We start from the raw sequence: 17,644 nt of genomic DNA on the forward strand, positions 1-17,644 counted from the left end.
GCAAGCGACGACCAAACCGTCCGCATCTGGGGTGCCCCAGCGGCACGACCGACCGTGGCTTCGACCGGCCGCTCCGCCGGCCCAGTTACTGCCGTCGCAGCTCCACCTGGCGGCGCCTGGATCGTCGCCACCGGCGAGGACCGGACCGCCCGCATCTGGGACCCGGCCACGGCACAAGTCCGCGTCACACTCACCGGCCACGAAGGGCGAATCACCGCGGTTGCCGTCGCGCGAGACAGCGGGATGGTTGCCACCGCGAGCACCGATCGGACGATTCGCATCTGGAACCCGGCTGACGGTACGGCGAGCCAGACTCTGACCGGGCACAGCGAGACCTCCACCGGTGTCGTTTTCACGCCCGATGGTCAGCTCGCCAGCACGAGCAACGACCAAACCGTCCGCATCTGGGATCCGGCCACCGGACAAACCCGCGCCGTGTTCACCGGTCACACCGACTGGGTCACCGCCGTCGCCGTCGCACCCGACGGCCGGTGGCTTGCCACCACGAGCAACGACCGCACCGTCCGTATCTGGGACCTGGAAACGGGACGGACGCGAGCGGTGCTGGCCGGCCATACGGACTGGGTAACTGGCGTGGACATCTCCGCCGACGGCCGATGGATCGCCACCAGCAGCAACGACCGAACCGCCCGCATCTGGGATCCGGTCACCGGCGAAACCCGCACCGTTCTCACCGGCCATACCGATCGGGTGTCATCGGTCGCGTTCACACCTGACGGCCGATGGGTCGCCACCACCGCCGCGGACAACACGATCGTCCTCTGGGACCCGGACACCGGCGAACGGGGTGCCCTGATGCGCGTCGCGCGACGCCCCCGCGCATGCCACTGGGTCAGCGGCAGCACGCTGGCAGTCGCCGGCGAGGGAGGGCTGTACCTCTTCGAACTGTGGCGGCGGTAGCCACTCAGCGGCAGGCGCGCAGCACCGTGAGGGTGGTGTTGACGTCGAAGTTCGGGCCCTCGGCGCTGTCCCAGCCGCCGTCGATGCGCTGCGTCTCGGCCAGCCGCTTGCGGGCGCTCTGCAGCAGCCAGTCGTCGCCGAGGTTGAGCCGGCGGAGGGCCGCGGCCATCGACGCCACGTCGGCCGGCTCCATGTCCGGGAGCCGGTCGCCGAGCACCAGCTGGACCCGCGCCGACTCGTAGAAGTACTGCTGGCCGTGCAGCAGGCCGGCGGCGTGCCAGCCGGCCGCGAGGAACGACGGCCAGCGGCCGTCCGGGCGCAGTTGCTGGACCAGCCAGGCGGCCGCGGTCGCGGCCGTGTTGCCGAAGCGCGGCGGCTCGGTCTCAGCCACCGTGAACCAGAACCCGGTGACCGCGGTCAGGTAGAGCGTCGCCTCCGGGTCGCCGGGCATCGCCCAGGCCGGCGCCTCGGCGGTCAGCGACTCGTTTTCCTGCCACGTGCCGTCCGGACGCTGGTTGGCGGCGAGCCAGCCGAGCGCCCGGCCGACCACGTCGGTGTGCAGGCTGCCTAGGTCGTCGAGCTCGCTGATCCGGAAGCAGGTGGCGTCCACCGAGGGAATCACCCCGTCGGTGGACGCCGGCCAGCCACCGGCGGGCATCTGACCGGCAGCGATCCGTTCGACGATCTCGTCGGGCGCCCGCTGACCCGTGCGCAGGTAGGAAAGCCGCGCCCGTTCCACCGGATCGCCGTGCGCGACGACGTAACCGATCGCGGCATCAATATCGACCACGTCGGTTGACGCTACCTTCCGGCCCGGCGATCCGCTGCTGCGTCTCGACTGTTGTCTAAGTCTTGTCGGGGTCTGTCCGTTCCGTCACCCCAACATCACGCTGGGGAGTTACCCCCATCAGTACGACGGGAGGGACGGATCGACGGTGTTCACCCACGAGACGACGCCACCCTGGACGTGTACCGCGTCCTTGAAGCCGGCCGCCTTGAGGGCCGCCAGCGCCTCCGCCGACCGCACACCCGACTTGCAGTGCAGGACGATCTGCCGGTCCTGCGGGAAGCGGGACAGCGCCTCGCCGGACAGGATCTCGCCCTTCGGGATGAGGGTGGCACCGGGGATGCGGACGATCTCGTACTCCGCGGGCTCGCGGACGTCGACCAGGAACAGGTCCTTGCCGGAGTCCTGCCACTCCTTGAGCTCACGGGCCGTGATCGTGGCGTCGGCCGCGGCCGCCTCGGCCTCGGGCGAGACCGCGCCGCAGAAGTCCTCGTAGTCCTCGAGCAGGTCGGTGACCGTCGGGTTCTCGCCGCAGAGCGCGCAGTTCGGGTCCTTGCGGACCTTGATCTTGCGGTATTCCATCTCCAGGGCGTCGTAGACCATCAGCCGGCCGACGAGCGGCTCGCCGATGCCGGTGATCAGCTTGATCGCCTCGTTGACCTGGATCGAGCCGATCGACGCGCACAGCACGCCGAGGACGCCGCCCTCGGCGCAGCTCGGCACCATGCCGGGCGGCGGCGGTTCGGGGTAGAGGCAGCGGTAGCACGGGCCGTGCTCGGACCAGAAGACCGACGCCTGGCCGTCGAAGCGGTAGATCGAGCCCCACACGTACGGCTTGCCGAGCAGCACGGCCGCGTCGTTGACCATGTAGCGGGTCGCGAAGTTGTCGGTGCCGTCGACGATCAGGTCGTACTGGCTGAAGATCTCCTTGACGTTGTCGCGGTCCAGCGCGGTGTTGTGGATGACCACGTTCACCAGCGGGTTGATCTCGCGGATGCTGGAGGCGGCGGACTCGGCCTTGGGCCGGCCCACGTCGGAGACGCCGTGGATGATCTGGCGCTGGAGGTTGGACTCGTCGACCGTGTCGAAGTCGATGATGCCGAGCGTGCCCACCCCGGCGGCAGCCAGATAAAGCAATGCGGGCGAGCCGAGCCCGCCGGCGCCGACGGCGAGCACCTTGGCGTTCTTCAGCCGCTTCTGCCCGTCCATCCCGACGTCCGGAATGATCAGGTGTCGCGAGTAGCGGCGGATCTCGTCGATGGACAGCGCGTCGGCCGGCTCGACGAGCGGGGGCAGTGCCACGGTTTACTCCCCGGGTTGGTGGTAAGGATCGCTAGCCATTGTTGCTCGTTCGCGGCCCGGCGAGCCATGACGTTGCCCACCGGCCCGACATGCGAGACACGGAATATTTCAGGGCCGGGCGGCATCCGGGTACGGCCACGGATTGGCGAGACAACCCTTCAAGCCGTACGTCTGCTGCATCATCACCGGAGCCCGGCGACCCTTGCCGAGGCAGGACTCGTGCCCGTGCCCGAACTGATGACCCACCTCGTGGTTGATCACGTACTGCCGGTACGTCGACAGCGGGGCGCCATAGCCGCGCACCGAGCCCACCCACCGGTCGTCGTTGATGATCACCTGTTCGGACAGCCGGCAGGACGTGTAGCCGTCGGTCTCCAGCCCACCCTTGCGGCACATTTCTTCGGAGCTACGTGCGGACGCCAGGAAGACGGTGAACTCCGCCTTCGCCGACATCGGCACCCGTTGCAGCCGGAACTTGCGGGTATGGATCCAGCTCCGCGGGTCGCCGAGCGCACGGTTGACCTCGTCGGCGAAGTCGGCCGCGGCGTCCGCGCTCACCGGCTGCTCGACCACCACCCGGAAGCGACGGATCGGCCCGGCCGTGCCCAGTACCGGGCCGTAGCCGGTCACCGAGCGGAACTTGCCGCTGGTGCCCGCCTCGTGCGGGTGCGGCGCCGGCGACGCGGGTGCGGGCGCAGACGGGGCTTCGGTGGAGACGCCGGCGGTCGCGGCCGGCACCGCCGGGACCACGATCGGGTCACCGTCGTCGGCGCGCACGTAGCGGCCCAGGAACAGCACGATGCCGGTCAGCAGCAGATAAAAGAGGGCGGTCAGGACCCGCCGGCGCCGTCGTCTGGTGCGGCTTCCGGTTGGTTCCGGTTCCTCATCCAGGTACGCGAACTCGGGCGGGAGTTCCGGCAGCGGTGCCGGGCGGACCAGGGGTGTCCGGCTCATCGCGGGCGGGTTGCGCCGAGGGTCCCACGGTGGCGGCTCGATCAGCCGCTCTCGCGGGGGCGCCTCGGTTCTCGCAGCCCGTGCCATGACATTTCAGACATTGCCACGCTTTATTGAGGTTTTCTCGGTTATCTGAGCGGGCCGATCAGAAAGTCGTTCCCGCGCCGCGGCCAGGGATACGGCCGGCAACCACGCGTGCTCAGCGTCTGCTGCACCATCACCGGCGCCGGACCACCCGCCCGGGGGCAACCCTGGTGCTGATGCCCCAGCTCGTGGCCCACCTCATGGTTGATCACATACTGCCGGTAGCTGGACAGCGGCACCTTGGCGTTACGGAACGGCGTGGCGCTGAGCCGCCAGCGGTCCAGGTTGATGATCGCCTTGCCGGCCGTCCGGCAGGAGGTGTACGGGACGCCGCCCACCCGGATGCTGGTGCCGCCGCGCTGGCACATCTCGCCGGCCGTCTCGCGGGTGGCCAGCAGCACCGTGAAGTCGGCCCGGTCGGCGCCGGTCACCTGCTGGAGCCGGATCGTCCCGCCGCCCACCCAGCTGCGCGGGTCGCCCAACGTCCGGCCGACCTCCTCGGCGAACGCGGTCACGTCCTCCCCGCTGCCCCGCTCGACGGCGACCTTGAAGCGGCGCAGCGGGCCCTTGCTGCCGAGCACCGGGCCGCGCGTGGTGGCGTACCAGAACTTGCCGGAACCGCGCTTGGGCAGGGTCGCCGCCAAGGTCGTGACCGGCACCGGTTTGGCCGCACTTTCCAGGACCGGAGGGGGTGCGGGCGGGGATTCCGACGGCTCGACCGACGGCGGGGCGACGACCTGACTCTGCGCCTCGATCCCGCGTCCCAGCAGGAAACCCGAGGACGTGACGGTGACCAGCATCAGGAGCAGCAGCCACCCACGCCGCCAGCGGTCGGTTCGATCGATCATCGCTCGCCAGCGTTGCACACGCAGCGATCGCTGTCGTTCCCTGAAACGCCCCTGTGAGTTAGGACGCGACTTTTGCGCCGACCTCGTCGAGCAGGCCCGCGATCGCCCGGGCCACCAGCCGCGGCACCTCCATCTGAGCCACGTGCCCGACCCGGGGCAGCAAGAGCAGCCGGCTGTCCGGGACGGCGCGCGCCACCTGCACCGGCACCCGCGCGTCGATCAGCCGGTCGCCGAGACCGCCGATCACCAGGGTGGGCGCGGTGATGCGGGCGGCCAGCCGCCACTGCGAATTACCGCCGGGCAGGTATGCACGCAGGAAGCTGGACACCAGGCCGCGCAGCGTGCCGAGGTAGGCCCGCGGGTAGTGCGCCACGGTGTGCCGCAGCCGGATCTCCTCGAGTGCCTCGGCCCGGCGCCGCGGGGTGGCCCGGCTGGTGTCGCCGAAACACGCGGCCAGCACCTGCTCGGCCATCTCCTCGGCGGACATCCGGTGCATGCCCCAGGCGAAGATGCGCTCGGCCCGCGGCAGGGCGAGCAACGGCAGGTAGGGCCCGTGCGCGGTGCGGCGGGGATCCAGGAACGGCATGGCCGGGGAGATCAGGGTGAGGGTACGCACCAGGTCGGGGCGCAGGGCGGCCACGCGTACGGCGATCGATCCGCCCAGCGAGTTGCCGACCAGATGGACCGGACCGCGGTCGGCGTGTTCCAGATACGCCGTCAGGGTCGCCGCGAACGCCGGGATCGAGTATCGCGGGCTCGGGTCGCTGTAGCCGAAACCGGGCAGGTCGACCGCCTGCCCGTCGAACCGGTCGGCCAGCAGCCCGGCCAGATCGGTGAAATTTTGCGAGGAGCCGCCCAGGCCGTGCACATAGACCGCGGGCGCGGCGTCCGGTGTGGTGGCCGGGGTGTCCCGCACGTGCAACATCGAGCCGCCGACAGTGACCTGCCGCGGCGGCCACGGCGGTGGTGCCTCGCCGTCCGGCAGCACCGCGCCGTCATCTGCTAGTAACGCGCCCTTCATCGAGACAAGAGTGCCTCAAGGCGGCGGTTCACCGCCGCCAATGTGGCGCGCACCATGGCGTGCCGATCGTCGCCGGTCACCACGGCGGAGCCGGACAGTTGCTCGACCCAGCCGTTGCAGGACAGCAGGAGCACCACCACGGCCACCTGGGTGCTGCCGAACGAGACGGCGGCCGCGTGCTCGACGAAACAGCGGCCCGGTCCGTCCGGATGCTCCGAGGTGGAGAGAATCTGGTCGACCGCGCCGGCCGTGGCCATCGCGCACAGGCGCAGCAGATAGCCGTCCACGGCCGGACCGCTGGCCCGGCCTGAGGCGGTCCGGTCGCCGACGCCCAGCCGGACCTCCACGCTGGCCTCGGTGCCGAACGTGTTGACGTGCACGTTCTCGATCACCACCCGGGGACCGGGCTGGTCGCCGGGATAGAGCGGGCGAGGCGGCGACGGCTCCACATCGGCCGGCACCACGGCGGCCGGCCGGCGGTCGCGCTCGACCGGGACCGGCGGCGCCGACGCCGGGCGTACGGCCGGCGAAACGGGGCGCGGGGCCGGTGGTTCCAAGGACACCGGACGGGTGGCCACCGGCGGGGACACCGGGCGGGTCGCGGAGGTGGGCACGAGCGCGGACGGCACGGCGGCCTCGCCCTTCATGGCGGCGTCCAGGCCCATCCGGTCCTGGAGCAGGCGGGCCACGCGACGGCTCACCTCGGCCGGGTCGGCGCCCTCGGCGAGGTCCAGCCGCAGGCTGTGCGCCCCGGTCGGCGTCTGCCGCAGGGAAGCATCCCGGACCCCCGCCACGCCACGGACGGCCGCGAGGATCGCCTGCACGTCGAAGCCCTCCTGCCGCTCCTGCGGCTGGAGGACGTCACCACGGCGCAGGTGGGTCGCGATCCGGGCCAGGGCCGGTGTCTCGGCCGTGGGCTCGCCCAGCGGTGGCTCCGGAACTCTGGGCACGTCCGGCTGGGCCGGTACGCGCTGGGGCAGTACCCGCGAGCCGGGATCAGCCGGCCCGCCCGTGCCGGAGCCGGTCGATGGCCGGCTGCCGAAGGCCGCGTACGCCGCGGGTGGGACGTACCCGGAGGATTCCGCCCCCGGCGCCGAGTCGTAGGAAATCCGGCGCGGGAAGCTCGATGGATCGTACGACGGCCGGGCCGGCTGCGCCTCCTCAGCGGCGGCGACCCCGGAGACGGAAGCGGAAACGGGCGCGGGGACGGAAGCCGAGACCGGCGCGGACGGGCCGGCGGGCTCGGAGCCGCCCCAGCGGCCGCCCGGGGTGGCCGGCCGGACCAGCGGGACCGCGGCGCGCTGCTGGATCGGCTGCGGCATGCTCGCGGTCTCGTCGAGGTCACCCTCGTACGGAAAGGGCGGCGCGCTGCTCGGTGTCGGCACGTCGAAGTCGCGGCGAATGGCGCCGCTGGGACGCTCGGGGTAGGCGATGTTGGCGGTGCGCTCGCCGGGCGAGCTTTCCGCGGCGAGGCGCTCACCCAGGCCGACGGGCCGCTCCCCTAGGCCGCCAGAGCGCTCTCCCAGACCGCCAGAGCGCTCACCCAGACCGCCGGAACGCTCACCCAGACCGCCGGAACGCTCACCCAGACCGCCGGAACGCTCACCCAGACCGCCAGAGCGCTCTCCCAGACCGCCGGGACGCCCCCCTAAACCGCCGGAACGCTCCCCTGAGCCGCCGGATCGCTCGCCCAGGCCGGCGGGGCGCGCGCCGGATCGCTCGCCCAGGCCGGCCGGGCGCTCGCCGGCACCTCCCGGAAGATCACCAGACGCTGCCGGGCGCTCGCCCAACCCAGCCGGCCGCTCGCCCACCACGCCCGGCCGCTCGCCCAGCGCGCTCGGGCGCTCACCCGCTCCCGGGCGGTCGCCCAATCCCGGGCGCTCGCCCAGCACGGACGAACCCGATCCCGGCCGCTGAGCCGGCGGAGCACCGCCACCGGCCAGCCCTGGTCGGCGGGTCGGCGGCGGGGCCGGCTCGACACGCTGGCTGAGCAGGTCGGCATAGCGGGAGCGATTGTCGGCCCAGCGGCTCATCTCGGGGCCGGCCGAGTCCACGGAAGAGGGAATTTCACCGGACTGCTGCGCGTCCACGAAACCCGGCGGCGCGGGTGCCGGCACCGGGGCCGGCGGAGCGGATGATGGCTTGACGGGGCTCAGCGGAGCCGGAACAGGTGACATCGTGCCGAACGGACGCTCCGAGGGGGGAAATGCCGGATTACGCGGAAATGGCGTGGGTCGGCGCCAAGCCGGAACGTCACCGTCGGCGTCCATCGCGGCGCCCGTGTTCGACCAGGGACTGTCCTGCGTCGCCCATCCGTTCACCCGAGTGCGCTCACGCGCATCGGCACCGGCGCCGTCATCGACGGCTCCGGTGTCTCCGGATTGACCTGTTTCATCCACCGCGCGCTCCTCGCTCGCCCGTGCTGAGGCTACCGTGTGGTTGCGGTGGCGATAAGTTGCAGCGTCGCGACAATTGCCCGCCCGGCTGCGACACGCGCCGATCCGGGCATTCCGCGCCGACATACCGCGGGGACCGATCCCCTGGAGGTTCAGAGAGATGACCGCAGCGTCCGGCGGAGCGCAGACCGCTCGGCCCACCCGCCTGCCCCGCTCCGCCCGCCGTAAGCAACTGCTGGCCGCAGCGCAGCAGGTCTTCGTGGCGCACGGCTACCACGCCGCGGCGATGGATGACATCGCGGAACGCGCGGGCGTCTCCAAACCGGTGCTCTACCAGCATTTCCCGGGCAAGCTCGAGCTCTACCTCGCGCTGCTCGACACGCACTGCGACGCGATCATCGAAAAGGTGCGCGACGCCATGCACTCGACCCACGACAACAAGGAGCGGGTCAAGGGCGCGGTCCGGGCCTACTTCGACTTCGTCGACCACGAGAGCGAGGCGTTCCGCCTGGTCTTCGAGTCCGACCTGCGCAACGACCCGCAGGTGCGCCAGCGGGTCGAGCGGGTCGAGCAGGGCTGCATCGCGGCGGTGACCGACACCATCATCTCGGACACCGCGCTCGGCTCCGAGGTCGCCGAGTTGCTCGCCTCCGGTCTGGTCGGGGCGGCCGGCCAGTCGGCGCAGTTCTGGCTGGCGAACGGCCGCCGCACCCGGAAAGAGGAGGCGGAGGCGCTGGTCACCGCGCTGATCTGGCGGGGCATCGCGAGCTTCCCCCTGCAGGACGGCACATCCGGCGGAACAACGGCCGAAATCGGATAACCTTCAGAGCGGTAACACCCGCACAGAGGGAGGGCCCCGTGGAGGTCAAGATCGGCGTGCAGCACACGCCGCGTGAGCTGGTGCTGGAGAGCGCACAGACCCCGGCGGAGGTCGAGCAGGCCGTGACCGAGGCGATGGCCAAGGACAGCGTGCTGTCGCTCACGGATGAGAAGGGCCGCAAGGTGATCATTCCGATTGCCAAGGTGGCGTACGTGGAGATCGCCGAATCGTCCAACCGGCCGTTCGGTTTCACCACCCGCTGAGGTAGGCAACCTCGTCGGCAGGGCACCCTGACACCGGGGTGCCCTCCCGTAACTCTGGTCTGAGGTGCGCGATCTCCCGGTCGGGTAGACTGCGGTGGTTGCCGTTGACGTCGATTCGATCCTCACTTCTTCGAGGCTCCCGAATCGCCGCGGCGACCCGCGCGTGCGGCCCGCTTTCCAGCGTGTGGCCCGCGCCCTACCCACACCGCGCCCCAAACACGAACGGGCGCACCACGAGAGGCACCCGTAAAACTTCATGACAGACATCGAGAACTCCGAACCCGCTCTGGTACCCGTCGTTAATCGCGCTCCCGTCCGCCCGGACAGCCCCACCTTTGCCGAGTTGGGTGTCCGTGCCGAGACCGTCGAGGCGCTGGCGAAGGCCGGCATCAACCAGGCTTTCGCGATCCAGGAATACGCGCTGCCGATCGCGCTGCGCGGCACCGACCTGATCGGTCAGGCACCCACCGGCACCGGCAAGACCCTCGGCTTCGGCTTGCCCCTGCTCGAACGGGTCACCTCCCCGGCCGAGGGCGCCGACGGCAAACCGCAGGCGCTCGTCGTGGTGCCGACCCGCGAGCTCGGCCTCCAGGTCGCCCGCGACCTCGCGGCCGCCGGCTCCACCCGCGGCGTGCGGGTGCTGCCGATCTACGGCGGGGTCGCGTACGAGCCCCAGGTCGACGCCCTCAAGAAGGGCGTCGAGATCCTCGTCGGCACCCCCGGCCGCCTGCTCGACCTGGCCAAGCAGAAGCAGCTCAAGCTCACCTCGATCGGCGCCCTGGTGCTCGACGAGGCCGACCGCATGCTCGACCTCGGCTTCCTCGACGACGTGGAAAAGATCCTGGCGATGCTCCCCGAGCAGCGGCAGACCATGCTGTTCTCGGCGACCATGCCCGACCCGATCGTGGCGCTGTCCCGCCGGTTCCTGAGCCACCCGGTCACCATTCACGCCGGGCACACCGCCGAGAGCGGCCCGTCGCCGCTGACCAAGCAGGTCGTCTACCGCACCCACCCGCTGAACAAGCTGGAGATGGTGGCCCGCATCCTGCAGGCCCGCGAGCGCGGCCTCACCATGATCTTCTGCCGCACCAAGCGGGCCGCCGACCGCCTCGCCGAGGATCTCGACTTCCGCGGCTTCGCGGTCGCGGCCGTGCACGGCGACCTGGGCCAGGGCGCCCGCGAGCGCGCCCTGCGAGCGTTCCGCAGCGGCAAGATCGACGTCCTGGTGGCCACCGACGTGGCGGCCCGCGGCCTGGACGTCTCGGGCGTCACCCACGTGCTCAACTTCGACTGCCCCGAGGACCCCGAGACCTACACCCACCGGATCGGCCGCACCGGGCGCGCCGGCGCCACCGGCGTGGCGGTGACCTTCGTCGACTGGGAGGACATGCCCCGCTGGCAGCTCATCGACAAGTCGATGGGCCTGTCCATGCCGCAGCCCCCGGAGACGTACCACACCAGCGCCGCCCTCTACAGCGACCTGGACATTCCCGCGGACGTGTCCGGCACCCTGCCGACCGCCGACCGCAACCGCGTCGGCCTGGCCGCCGAGGTCGAGGAAGACCTGGGCGGCGGCCGGCGCCGTCGCGGCGAGACCCCGCGCGGCCGGGGCACCCGCCGAGGCCGCCCCGGCGGCTCCGACGAACCGGCCGCCGCCGGCGAGGGCACCGAACGCCCCCAGCGCCAGCGTCGCCGCCGGCGGGTGGACGGCGCGGACACCACCGAGCCGGGGACGCCGGAAGTGGGCGGAACGCCGGACGACGCGCCGTCCCCGGACGCCACCGGCGAGGAGCAGCCGCCCGCCCGCACCCGCACCCGCCGCCGGGCTCCCGCCACGACGATGCTGTTCACCGACGGCTCGGATGCCGCACCGGCCGGCGCGGTCGCCACGTCCGACCCGATCGACGACGACTCCGCGGACGACGGTGAGGGCGGCGACCGCCCGCGTCGCCGTCGCCGCCGTGGCGGCCGCGGCAACCGCGGTTCCGGCTCGTCGTCCGCCGACATGTCGGGTGGCTCGGAAGCCGGCGTGGGCACCACCGCCGACGCCTGACCACCCCGTCGCGAGGCCCGGCCCGGCCGGGCCTCCGCGTCAGTAGCTGCCTCAGTGGCTGGATCAGTGGGTGGGTTCCTCGCCCAGGGCGGCGCAGGCCTCCCGGTACATGCGGCTGGCCTCGGACCGGACCTCGCGGCGTTCGGTGAGGCGGTGGGTGAACGGGATGCGGATCGGAACCTCGATGTCGTCGACCACCGCGGTGAACTCCATCGCGTCCTGATCCATGCCGGACATCGTGGCGGCCGTCGCGGTGGCCGCGCCGCCCAGTGCGCGCACGATCAGCAGATTGTCTTCGGCGTGGTCGTCGTTCATGTGCCGGGCGATCTGGGCGACCACCTCGGGCGGGAACGGGTCGTCGGTCATGGGGCGCCTCCGGATCAGAGCGATACGAGCCAGCGCCGGCCCAGGTCGTCCAGGACGGCGATGTTGAGGTGGTACGCCTTGGTCACCTCGGCGAGAAACTGGTCTTGTTCGAAGCGTGACCAGGGCAGCGTGTCCAGTAACCGGCGGTAGTAGGTCTTGAACGCGTCCGGGTCCAGTTCGGTGAAGACGAAGAAGCGGTGGCCGTCGTCGCTGAGGCCGTAGGCGCGGGCGACGGCGCGGCCCAGGTACTGCCCGCCGGAGAGATCACCCAGGTAGCGGGTGTAGTGGTGGGCGATGAAGCCGATCGGGCCGGCGTTGGCGGTGTCGCGCAGGCGGGTGCAGTACGTGGTGGTGGCGGGCAGCGCGGCGATCCGGCTGCCCCAGCGTGGGCCGTGCAGGAAGCGCAGGTCGGCCTCGAGCGCCGGCAGCCGGGCGAGCTCGGGAAAGACGAACGCACGGGCCACCGGATCGTGCACCATCGTGGCCGCGGCCAGTTCCAGCGACTCGTAGAGGAACCAGTGCTGCGCCGCGAGGTCGGCGTACGCCTCCCAGGGCAGCCGGCCCGCGGCGAGCGCGTCGAGGAAGCCGTTGGCCTGCGCCGCGTCGTGCACGGCGCTGGTGTCCCGGCGCAGCCGGAGGGAGAGCCGGTCGGCCCCCGGCGGGTCGGCCTTCAACGACATCAGCGCTGCACCTCGCTCTCGGGCGCACAGGCTATCGATTGATCGACTTGGCGCTGCGCAACTGCGCGGCGAGCCCCGGCAGAATGGTCCCATGCCACAACCGCTCGCAGATGCGCTTGCCCAGGTCCGGGAGCTCCTGCTCGGCCCGGGACTGACCCGCGCCGTGGCGGCCGGACGCCGCCGCGGACAGACACCGTCGGTGACAAGGGCCGAGGTACGCCCGGTAACGCTCCGGGCGGGCACGAAGCTACAGATCGTCACAGATGACGGGTCTCGTCCGTTCACCCGGAACGTGGCGCCGGGCGACGAGGCGGCCGCGGCGGTCGACGATTTGCTGTCCGAACCGTTCGGCAACTGGCATGTGGAGACCACCACGGCGACGGTCCAGGTGCGGATCACCAAGAAGGGTGACGCCCAGGTGCACCGGGCGGCCGCGGTGGTGGCGGCGCCGCAGCAGCGCGATCACGACCGGGCGAAGCAGTGGCTGCTGGATCCGGGTGACCCGCTGTTCCAGGTGATCGGCGGCACGGCGGCGAAACGGCGCCAGGTCGACGCGTTCCTGCGCGCGCTGGCGGCCACCCTGCCCGACGAGCTGCCGACGCCACTGCGCGTCGTCGACCTGGGCTGCGGGAACGCGTATCTGACCTTCGCGGCCTATCGCTATCTGACCGCGCGGGGTGCGCAGGTCCGGGTGGTGGGTGTCGACGTCCGTGAAGATCAGCGGGTACGCAACAGCGCCGTGGCCGCCGATCTGGGCTGCGGCTCGGATGTCAGCTTCGTGGCCGGCACCATCGAGGAGGCCGAGGTGCCGTTCGCCCCCGACCTGGTGCTGGCCCTGCACGCCTGCGACACGGCCACCGACCAGGCGCTGGCCCGCGCGGTCCGCTGGTCGGCTCAGTGGGTGCTGGCGGCGCCGTGCTGCCACCACGACATCGCGGCTCAGCTCAAGGGCCGGCCCGCGCCCGAGCCCTACACCGAGCTGACCCGGCACGCGATCATGCGGGAACGCTTCGCCGACGTGCTGACCGACTCGCTGCGGGCGGCCCTGCTGCGCCTGCACGGCTACCGCGTCGAGGTCGTCGAGTTCATCGACTCGGCGCACACGCCGCGGAACCTGCTGCTGCGCGCACGCCGGAGCGGCGGCAGCAGCACGCCCGCCGTGCGAGCCGAGTACGAGGCGTTGACCAGCCAGTGGTCGGTGACGCCGGCGTTGGAGAAGCTACTCGGCTAGTGCCGTCCAGGTCGCGGTGTGCACCTTGCCGCCCACCTGGAAGTCGAAGAACATCCGGTAGGTGCCGGTGCTGGGCAGCGCGATCCAGAACTTCGGCTTGCCGTCGGCGAGTTGCTCCTCCGGGTGGACGTGCACGTAGGCGAGGTCACCCTGCCGCAGCACCACCAGGTGCCCGTACGCGCCCAGGTAGGGCTCCAGCGCGGCGGCCTTTCCGTCCGGACCGTTGACCGAGATCAGCAGCGGCTGGCTGGACGAGGTGGTCGGGGTGCCCTCGTAGGAGACCGTGAAGCCGTCGGCGGTCGTCTGCCGGCCGGGCGCGGGCAGCGCGGCGGGCGCGTAGTTGCCGGCCACCGTGAGATCACCGCCCAGCGTCAAGGCGCTCTGCTTGCCGCCCACCACCGCGGTGAAGTCGGCGATCATGCGGTAGATCCCCGGCGCCGCGAGGGTGAGGTCGATCCCCCACGTTCCGTCCGGCGCCATGGCCGGGTGCAGGTGCTGGAACCCGGTCAGGTCGCGCCGGACCACGATCAGGTGCATCGGCTTGTCATGCACCACCGCGTACGTGGTGACGGACGCCCCGCCCGCACCGGTGACCCGGTACTCGAGACGATTCGGCTGCCCCGCCACGAAGTCGGTCGACGACGGCACCAGCGTCAGCCCGCCCGAACTCAGCGAAAGCCCACCCACCGCAACACCGCCGGCGGCCGGCGTGTCGCTGGCGGCCGGCTCGCCGTGCGTGTGCGGCTGGTTCTCGTCCATCACCATGCCCGGCATGGAGTCACCGGTGTGCGCCGGCTGCGGCGGCGCCGAGGCCGTGCCACCGGCGTTCAACCGGCCCAGCCCGTAACCCGCGAACAGCACGACGATGAGCACCGCACCGAACGCCGCGAGCCGAAAACCGGCCCGATCCCCCTGGCCACCCGCCACCCCGAGGGCCGGCGGTCGCTGTTCCTGCGGCTCCTGCGGCGCGACCGCCGCACCAGTACCGTCACTCATCTCCGCACCGCTCGGCTCGATCTCGCCCGGCTCTCGGACAATCAGTCGTTCCCGTCCCCGCCGCGGTTCCCGCACCACGGGCCGTCGGTCCCTTCGTCAGGCGGTGGCCAGTTCGTAGCCCGCCTCGTCGACCGCCGCGCGCACGTCGTCGGCCGCGAGGGGAGCCTCGCTGGTCACGGTGACGGCGCCGGATGCGAGGTCGACCTGCACGGCCGCCACGCCCGGCAGGGCGGACAGCTCGCCGGTCACCGCCTGGACGCAGTGCGAGCAGGTCATGCCAGTCACGGTGTAGGTGTTGGTCACAGCCATGGCAGTGCCTTTCGGAAGCGGCGGCAGTCAGGAACGGACGAGCCGGGCGATCGCATCGGACGCCTCTTTGACCTTGGCGCTCGGGTCGCCGGCCCGGGCCGCGTCGACGACGCAGTGGGCCAGGTGATCCTCGAGCAGCCCGACCGCCACGGCGTGGAGCGCGCTCTTGGCCGCGGAGATCTGAGTCAGGACGTCGATGCAGTACGTGTCCTCGTCGACCATCCGCTGCAGCCCGCGGATCTGCCCCTCGATGCGACGCAGCCGCCCGAGCAGCGCTGCCTTGTCACCCGAGTAGCCGTGCGGACCGTGTTCCGGAGTCGTGTCGTCGGACATGCGGCCAGCATACCCCCTCCCCGTATCTGGTGACGCCCGGGAGGCGAAGCTCACGCCCTCATCCGGCCACCGCCAACGCCAACGGCAGCACCCCCTCGGCGCCGGCCCGGCGCAGCGCCCGGCCGGCCAGGGCCATCGTCCAGCCGGAGTCGACCAGGTCGTCGACCAGCAGGACCGGGCCGGTCAGCCCGGACAGGGCAGCGGCCACCTCGGGCTCGACCGTGAACGCGTCGTGCAGCGCCCGTACCCGCTGGGCGCTGTTGCCGCGGGCCTCGGAGTCGGGGCCGTGCGCCGCCGTGACCGCGCCGAGCAGCGGAAGCCGGCCGACCCGGGCGATGTGCTCGGCCAGCGAGCGGACCAGCTGCGGATGGCGGCGGGAACCGACCTCGACCACCGCGGCGGGCCGCTGCGACCAGGCGTCCTCGCCGTGTGCCCAGGTCTTGAGGATCTCGACCACCGCGGCGGCCAACTCGTCGGAGATCGGCGCGTCCGGCGACTCCGGCCCGGCCGCCGCTCGCAACCGGCCGCCCCAGCCCAGGTCGGACAGCCGGCCCACGGCCCGGCCGGGCTCGATCTGGTCGGCCGGGCCGATCTTGCCCTTGACCGAGACGCCGACCGCGGCCAGGCCGGTGGGCCACATCTTTTTCGGTGCGATCTGGACGCCCGGCCGGCCCAGGAACGCGTCGGCGGCGGCCAGCGAGGCGGACGAGGCGTCGGCGTCATAGAGCGGGCCCGCGCAGTTGTCGCATCGGCCGCAGGGTGCGGCGTCGGGATCGTCCAGGCACCGGCGCAGAAATTCCATCCGGCAGGACGAGCCGCGGGCGTACTCGATCATGGTTTGTTGCTCTGTCGATCGTGCCTCGGCGACCCGGCGCAGGCGCTCGGTGTCGTAGGTCCACGGTTCGCCGGTGGACAGCCAGCCGCCGCGCGTGCGCCGGACCGCGCCGTCCACGTCGAGCACCTTGAGCATCATCTCGAGCCGGGTGCGTCGCAGGTCGACCAGCGGCTCCAGGGCCTGGGTGGACATCGGGCGGTCGGCGTCGAGATAGGCCAGGACGGACCGCACCTGCTCCTCGGGCGGGAAGGCGAGCGACGCGAAGTATCGCCAGATCGCCATGTCCTCCCGGCCGGGCAGCAGCACCACCTCGGCGTGCTCGACGGCCCGGCCGGCCCGGCCCACCTGCTGGTAGTAAGCGATCGGGGACGGCGGCGCGCCCAGGTGCACCACGAAGCCGAGGTCGGGCTTGTCGAAGCCCATGCCGAGCGCCGACGTCGCCACCAGTGCCTTGATCTTGTTGTCCAGCAGATCCTGCTCGGCGGCGCGCCGGTCGGCGTCCTCGACCTGACCCGTGTAGGAGGCCACCGGAAAGCCCCGGGACCGCAGGAAGTCGGCCGTCTCGGTGGCCCCGGCGACGGTGAGCGTGTAGATGATGCCGGAACCGGGCAGCAGGTCGAGATGGTCGGCGAGCCAGGCCAGCCGGTGCGCCGGATCGGGCAGGTCGAGCACCGCGAGGCGCAGCGAGTCACGGTCGAGCGTGCCGCGCAGCACCAGCGCGTCGCCCAGTTGGTCGGCGACGTCGGCGGTCACCCGTGAGTTGGCGGTCGCGGTGGTGGCGAGCACCGGAACCCGGCCCGGCAGCCCGGCCAGGAACGTGCGGAGACGACGGTAGTCGGGGCGGAAGTCGTGCCCCCAGTCGGAGACGCAGTGCGCCTCGTCGACCACCAGCAGGCCGGTGCTCGCCGCCAGACCGGGCAGCACGTTGTCGCGGAAGTCGGGGTTGTTGAGCCGCTCGGGACTGATCAGCAGCACGTCGACCGTGCCGTCCCGGATCTCGGCCTCGATCTCGGACCACTCGTCGAGGTTGGCCGAGTTGATCGTGCGCGCCCGGATGCCGGCTCGGGCGGCCGCGTCGACCTGGTTGCGCATGAGCGCGAGCAGCGGCGACACGATGACCGTCGGCCCGGCCGGCTCCGCGGTGACGCCCCGGCGCAGCAGGGCCGTCGCCACGAAGTAGACCGCCGACTTGCCCCACCCGGTGCGCTGCACGCAGAGCACCCGGCGGCGATCGACGGTGAGCGCCTCGATCGCCCGCCACTGGTCCTCGCGCAGCACCGCACGCTCACCGGCGAGCTTGCGCAGCACCTCCTCGGCTCGCTCGCGCACAGCTGCCCGATCGACTGCTCGCTCGGGTGGGGTCTGGGTCGTGTCGGTCACCCGGCATGTCTATCAGCCCGGACCGACAGGAATCGCGTTGTCCACAATCCACAGGGTGGCGGAAC

Annotated in this window: 17 protein-coding genes; 5 read left to right on the plus strand and 12 right to left on the minus strand. The window is 71.9% G+C overall.

The features are described 5' to 3' along the window. A partial coding sequence (locus Ari01nite_RS18205; RefSeq protein ID WP_203782456.1) for a WD40 repeat domain-containing protein occupies positions 1–921 on the plus strand: 921 nt, incomplete at its 5' end. A 4-nt stretch (positions 922–925) separates the two neighbouring features. On the opposite strand, the gene Ari01nite_RS18210 is transcribed toward Ari01nite_RS18205, so the two are convergent. The 6 genes from Ari01nite_RS18210 to Ari01nite_RS18235 all read right to left on the minus strand — a co-directional run bounded on the left by Ari01nite_RS18210 (position 926) and on the right by Ari01nite_RS18235 (position 8,034). Further along, positions 926–1,711 carry a prenyltransferase/squalene oxidase repeat-containing protein gene (locus Ari01nite_RS18210; protein WP_203782457.1) on the minus strand — a complete coding sequence of 262 codons (786 nt, stop codon included), beginning with the start codon at positions 1,709–1,711 and terminating at the stop codon, positions 926–928. Between the two features lie 117 nt (positions 1,712–1,828). Then, positions 1,829–3,010 carry an adenylyltransferase/sulfurtransferase MoeZ gene (gene moeZ / locus Ari01nite_RS18215; RefSeq protein WP_203782458.1) on the minus strand — a complete coding sequence of 394 codons (1,182 nt, stop codon included), beginning with the start codon at positions 3,008–3,010 and terminating at the stop codon, positions 1,829–1,831. A 108-nt stretch (positions 3,011–3,118) separates the two neighbouring features. Next, entirely contained in the window at positions 3,119–3,964 is an 846-nt protein-coding gene (locus tag Ari01nite_RS18220) for a DUF3152 domain-containing protein (protein ID WP_203782459.1), read from the minus strand. Positions 3,965–4,092: 128 nt separating this feature from the next. Beyond that, complete coding sequence (locus Ari01nite_RS18225; protein WP_203782460.1) at positions 4,093–4,896, minus strand: DUF3152 domain-containing protein; 804 nt, start codon at positions 4,894–4,896, stop codon at positions 4,093–4,095. A gap of 58 nt (positions 4,897–4,954) precedes the next feature. Then, a complete protein-coding gene (locus Ari01nite_RS18230; RefSeq protein WP_203782461.1) occupies positions 4,955–5,917 on the minus strand; it encodes an alpha/beta fold hydrolase in 963 nt (320 codons plus the stop codon). Continuing rightward, a complete protein-coding gene (locus Ari01nite_RS18235; protein ID WP_203782462.1) occupies positions 5,914–8,034 on the minus strand; it encodes a hypothetical protein in 2,121 nt (706 codons plus the stop codon). The genes Ari01nite_RS18230 and Ari01nite_RS18235 overlap by 4 nt, the downstream gene beginning before the upstream one ends. A 439-nt stretch (positions 8,035–8,473) precedes the next feature. Here Ari01nite_RS18235 and Ari01nite_RS18240 point away from each other — a divergent pair, with 439 nt between their 5' ends. From Ari01nite_RS18240 to Ari01nite_RS18250, 3 genes are all read left to right on the plus strand, one after another. Beyond that, on the plus strand, positions 8,474–9,133 hold the full coding sequence (locus tag Ari01nite_RS18240) for a TetR/AcrR family transcriptional regulator (protein ID WP_203782463.1): 660 nt from the start codon (positions 8,474–8,476) through the stop codon (positions 9,131–9,133). Between the two features lie 38 nt (positions 9,134–9,171). Next, complete coding sequence (locus Ari01nite_RS18245) at positions 9,172–9,396, plus strand: DUF3107 domain-containing protein (RefSeq protein ID WP_097322850.1); 225 nt, start codon at positions 9,172–9,174, stop codon at positions 9,394–9,396. A gap of 256 nt (positions 9,397–9,652) precedes the next feature. Further along, positions 9,653–11,449, plus strand: a complete 1,797-nt coding sequence (locus Ari01nite_RS18250; protein WP_203782464.1) for a DEAD/DEAH box helicase — start codon at positions 9,653–9,655, stop codon at positions 11,447–11,449. 63 nt (positions 11,450–11,512) lie between these two features. Here the strand turns inward: Ari01nite_RS18250 and Ari01nite_RS18255 are convergent, their stop codons facing one another. Further along, a complete protein-coding gene (locus Ari01nite_RS18255) occupies positions 11,513–11,815 on the minus strand; it encodes a DUF2470 domain-containing protein (RefSeq protein WP_203782465.1) in 303 nt (100 codons plus the stop codon). A 14-nt stretch (positions 11,816–11,829) separates the two neighbouring features. Continuing rightward, positions 11,830–12,495, minus strand: a complete 666-nt coding sequence (locus Ari01nite_RS18260; protein ID WP_203782466.1) for a biliverdin-producing heme oxygenase — start codon at positions 12,493–12,495, stop codon at positions 11,830–11,832. A 91-nt stretch (positions 12,496–12,586) separates the two neighbouring features. Between Ari01nite_RS18260 and Ari01nite_RS18265 the strand changes: the two genes are divergently transcribed. Further along, positions 12,587–13,726, plus strand: a complete 1,140-nt coding sequence (locus Ari01nite_RS18265) for a class I SAM-dependent methyltransferase (protein ID WP_203782467.1) — start codon at positions 12,587–12,589, stop codon at positions 13,724–13,726. On the opposite strand, the gene Ari01nite_RS18270 is transcribed toward Ari01nite_RS18265, so the two are convergent. The 4 genes from Ari01nite_RS18270 to Ari01nite_RS18285 form a co-directional block, all read right to left on the minus strand. Beyond that, entirely contained in the window at positions 13,715–14,722 is a 1,008-nt protein-coding gene (locus tag Ari01nite_RS18270; RefSeq protein WP_239162829.1) for a DUF8832 domain-containing protein, read from the minus strand. The two genes, Ari01nite_RS18265 and Ari01nite_RS18270, sit on opposite strands and share 12 nt — an antisense overlap. 96 nt (positions 14,723–14,818) lie before the next feature. Then, positions 14,819–15,031 carry a heavy-metal-associated domain-containing protein gene (locus tag Ari01nite_RS18275; RefSeq protein ID WP_203782468.1) on the minus strand — a complete coding sequence of 71 codons (213 nt, stop codon included), beginning with the start codon at positions 15,029–15,031 and terminating at the stop codon, positions 14,819–14,821. A 27-nt stretch (positions 15,032–15,058) separates the two neighbouring features. Further along, complete coding sequence (locus Ari01nite_RS18280) at positions 15,059–15,364, minus strand: metal-sensitive transcriptional regulator (protein ID WP_203782469.1); 306 nt, start codon at positions 15,362–15,364, stop codon at positions 15,059–15,061. Between the two features lie 58 nt (positions 15,365–15,422). Then, complete coding sequence (locus Ari01nite_RS18285; RefSeq protein WP_239162830.1) at positions 15,423–17,579, minus strand: RecQ family ATP-dependent DNA helicase; 2,157 nt, start codon at positions 17,577–17,579, stop codon at positions 15,423–15,425. Positions 17,580–17,644: the final 65 nt, after the last annotated feature.

This window comes from Paractinoplanes rishiriensis (assembly GCF_016862375.1).
Classification (GTDB): domain Bacteria; phylum Actinomycetota; class Actinomycetes; order Mycobacteriales; family Micromonosporaceae; genus Actinoplanes; species Actinoplanes rishiriensis.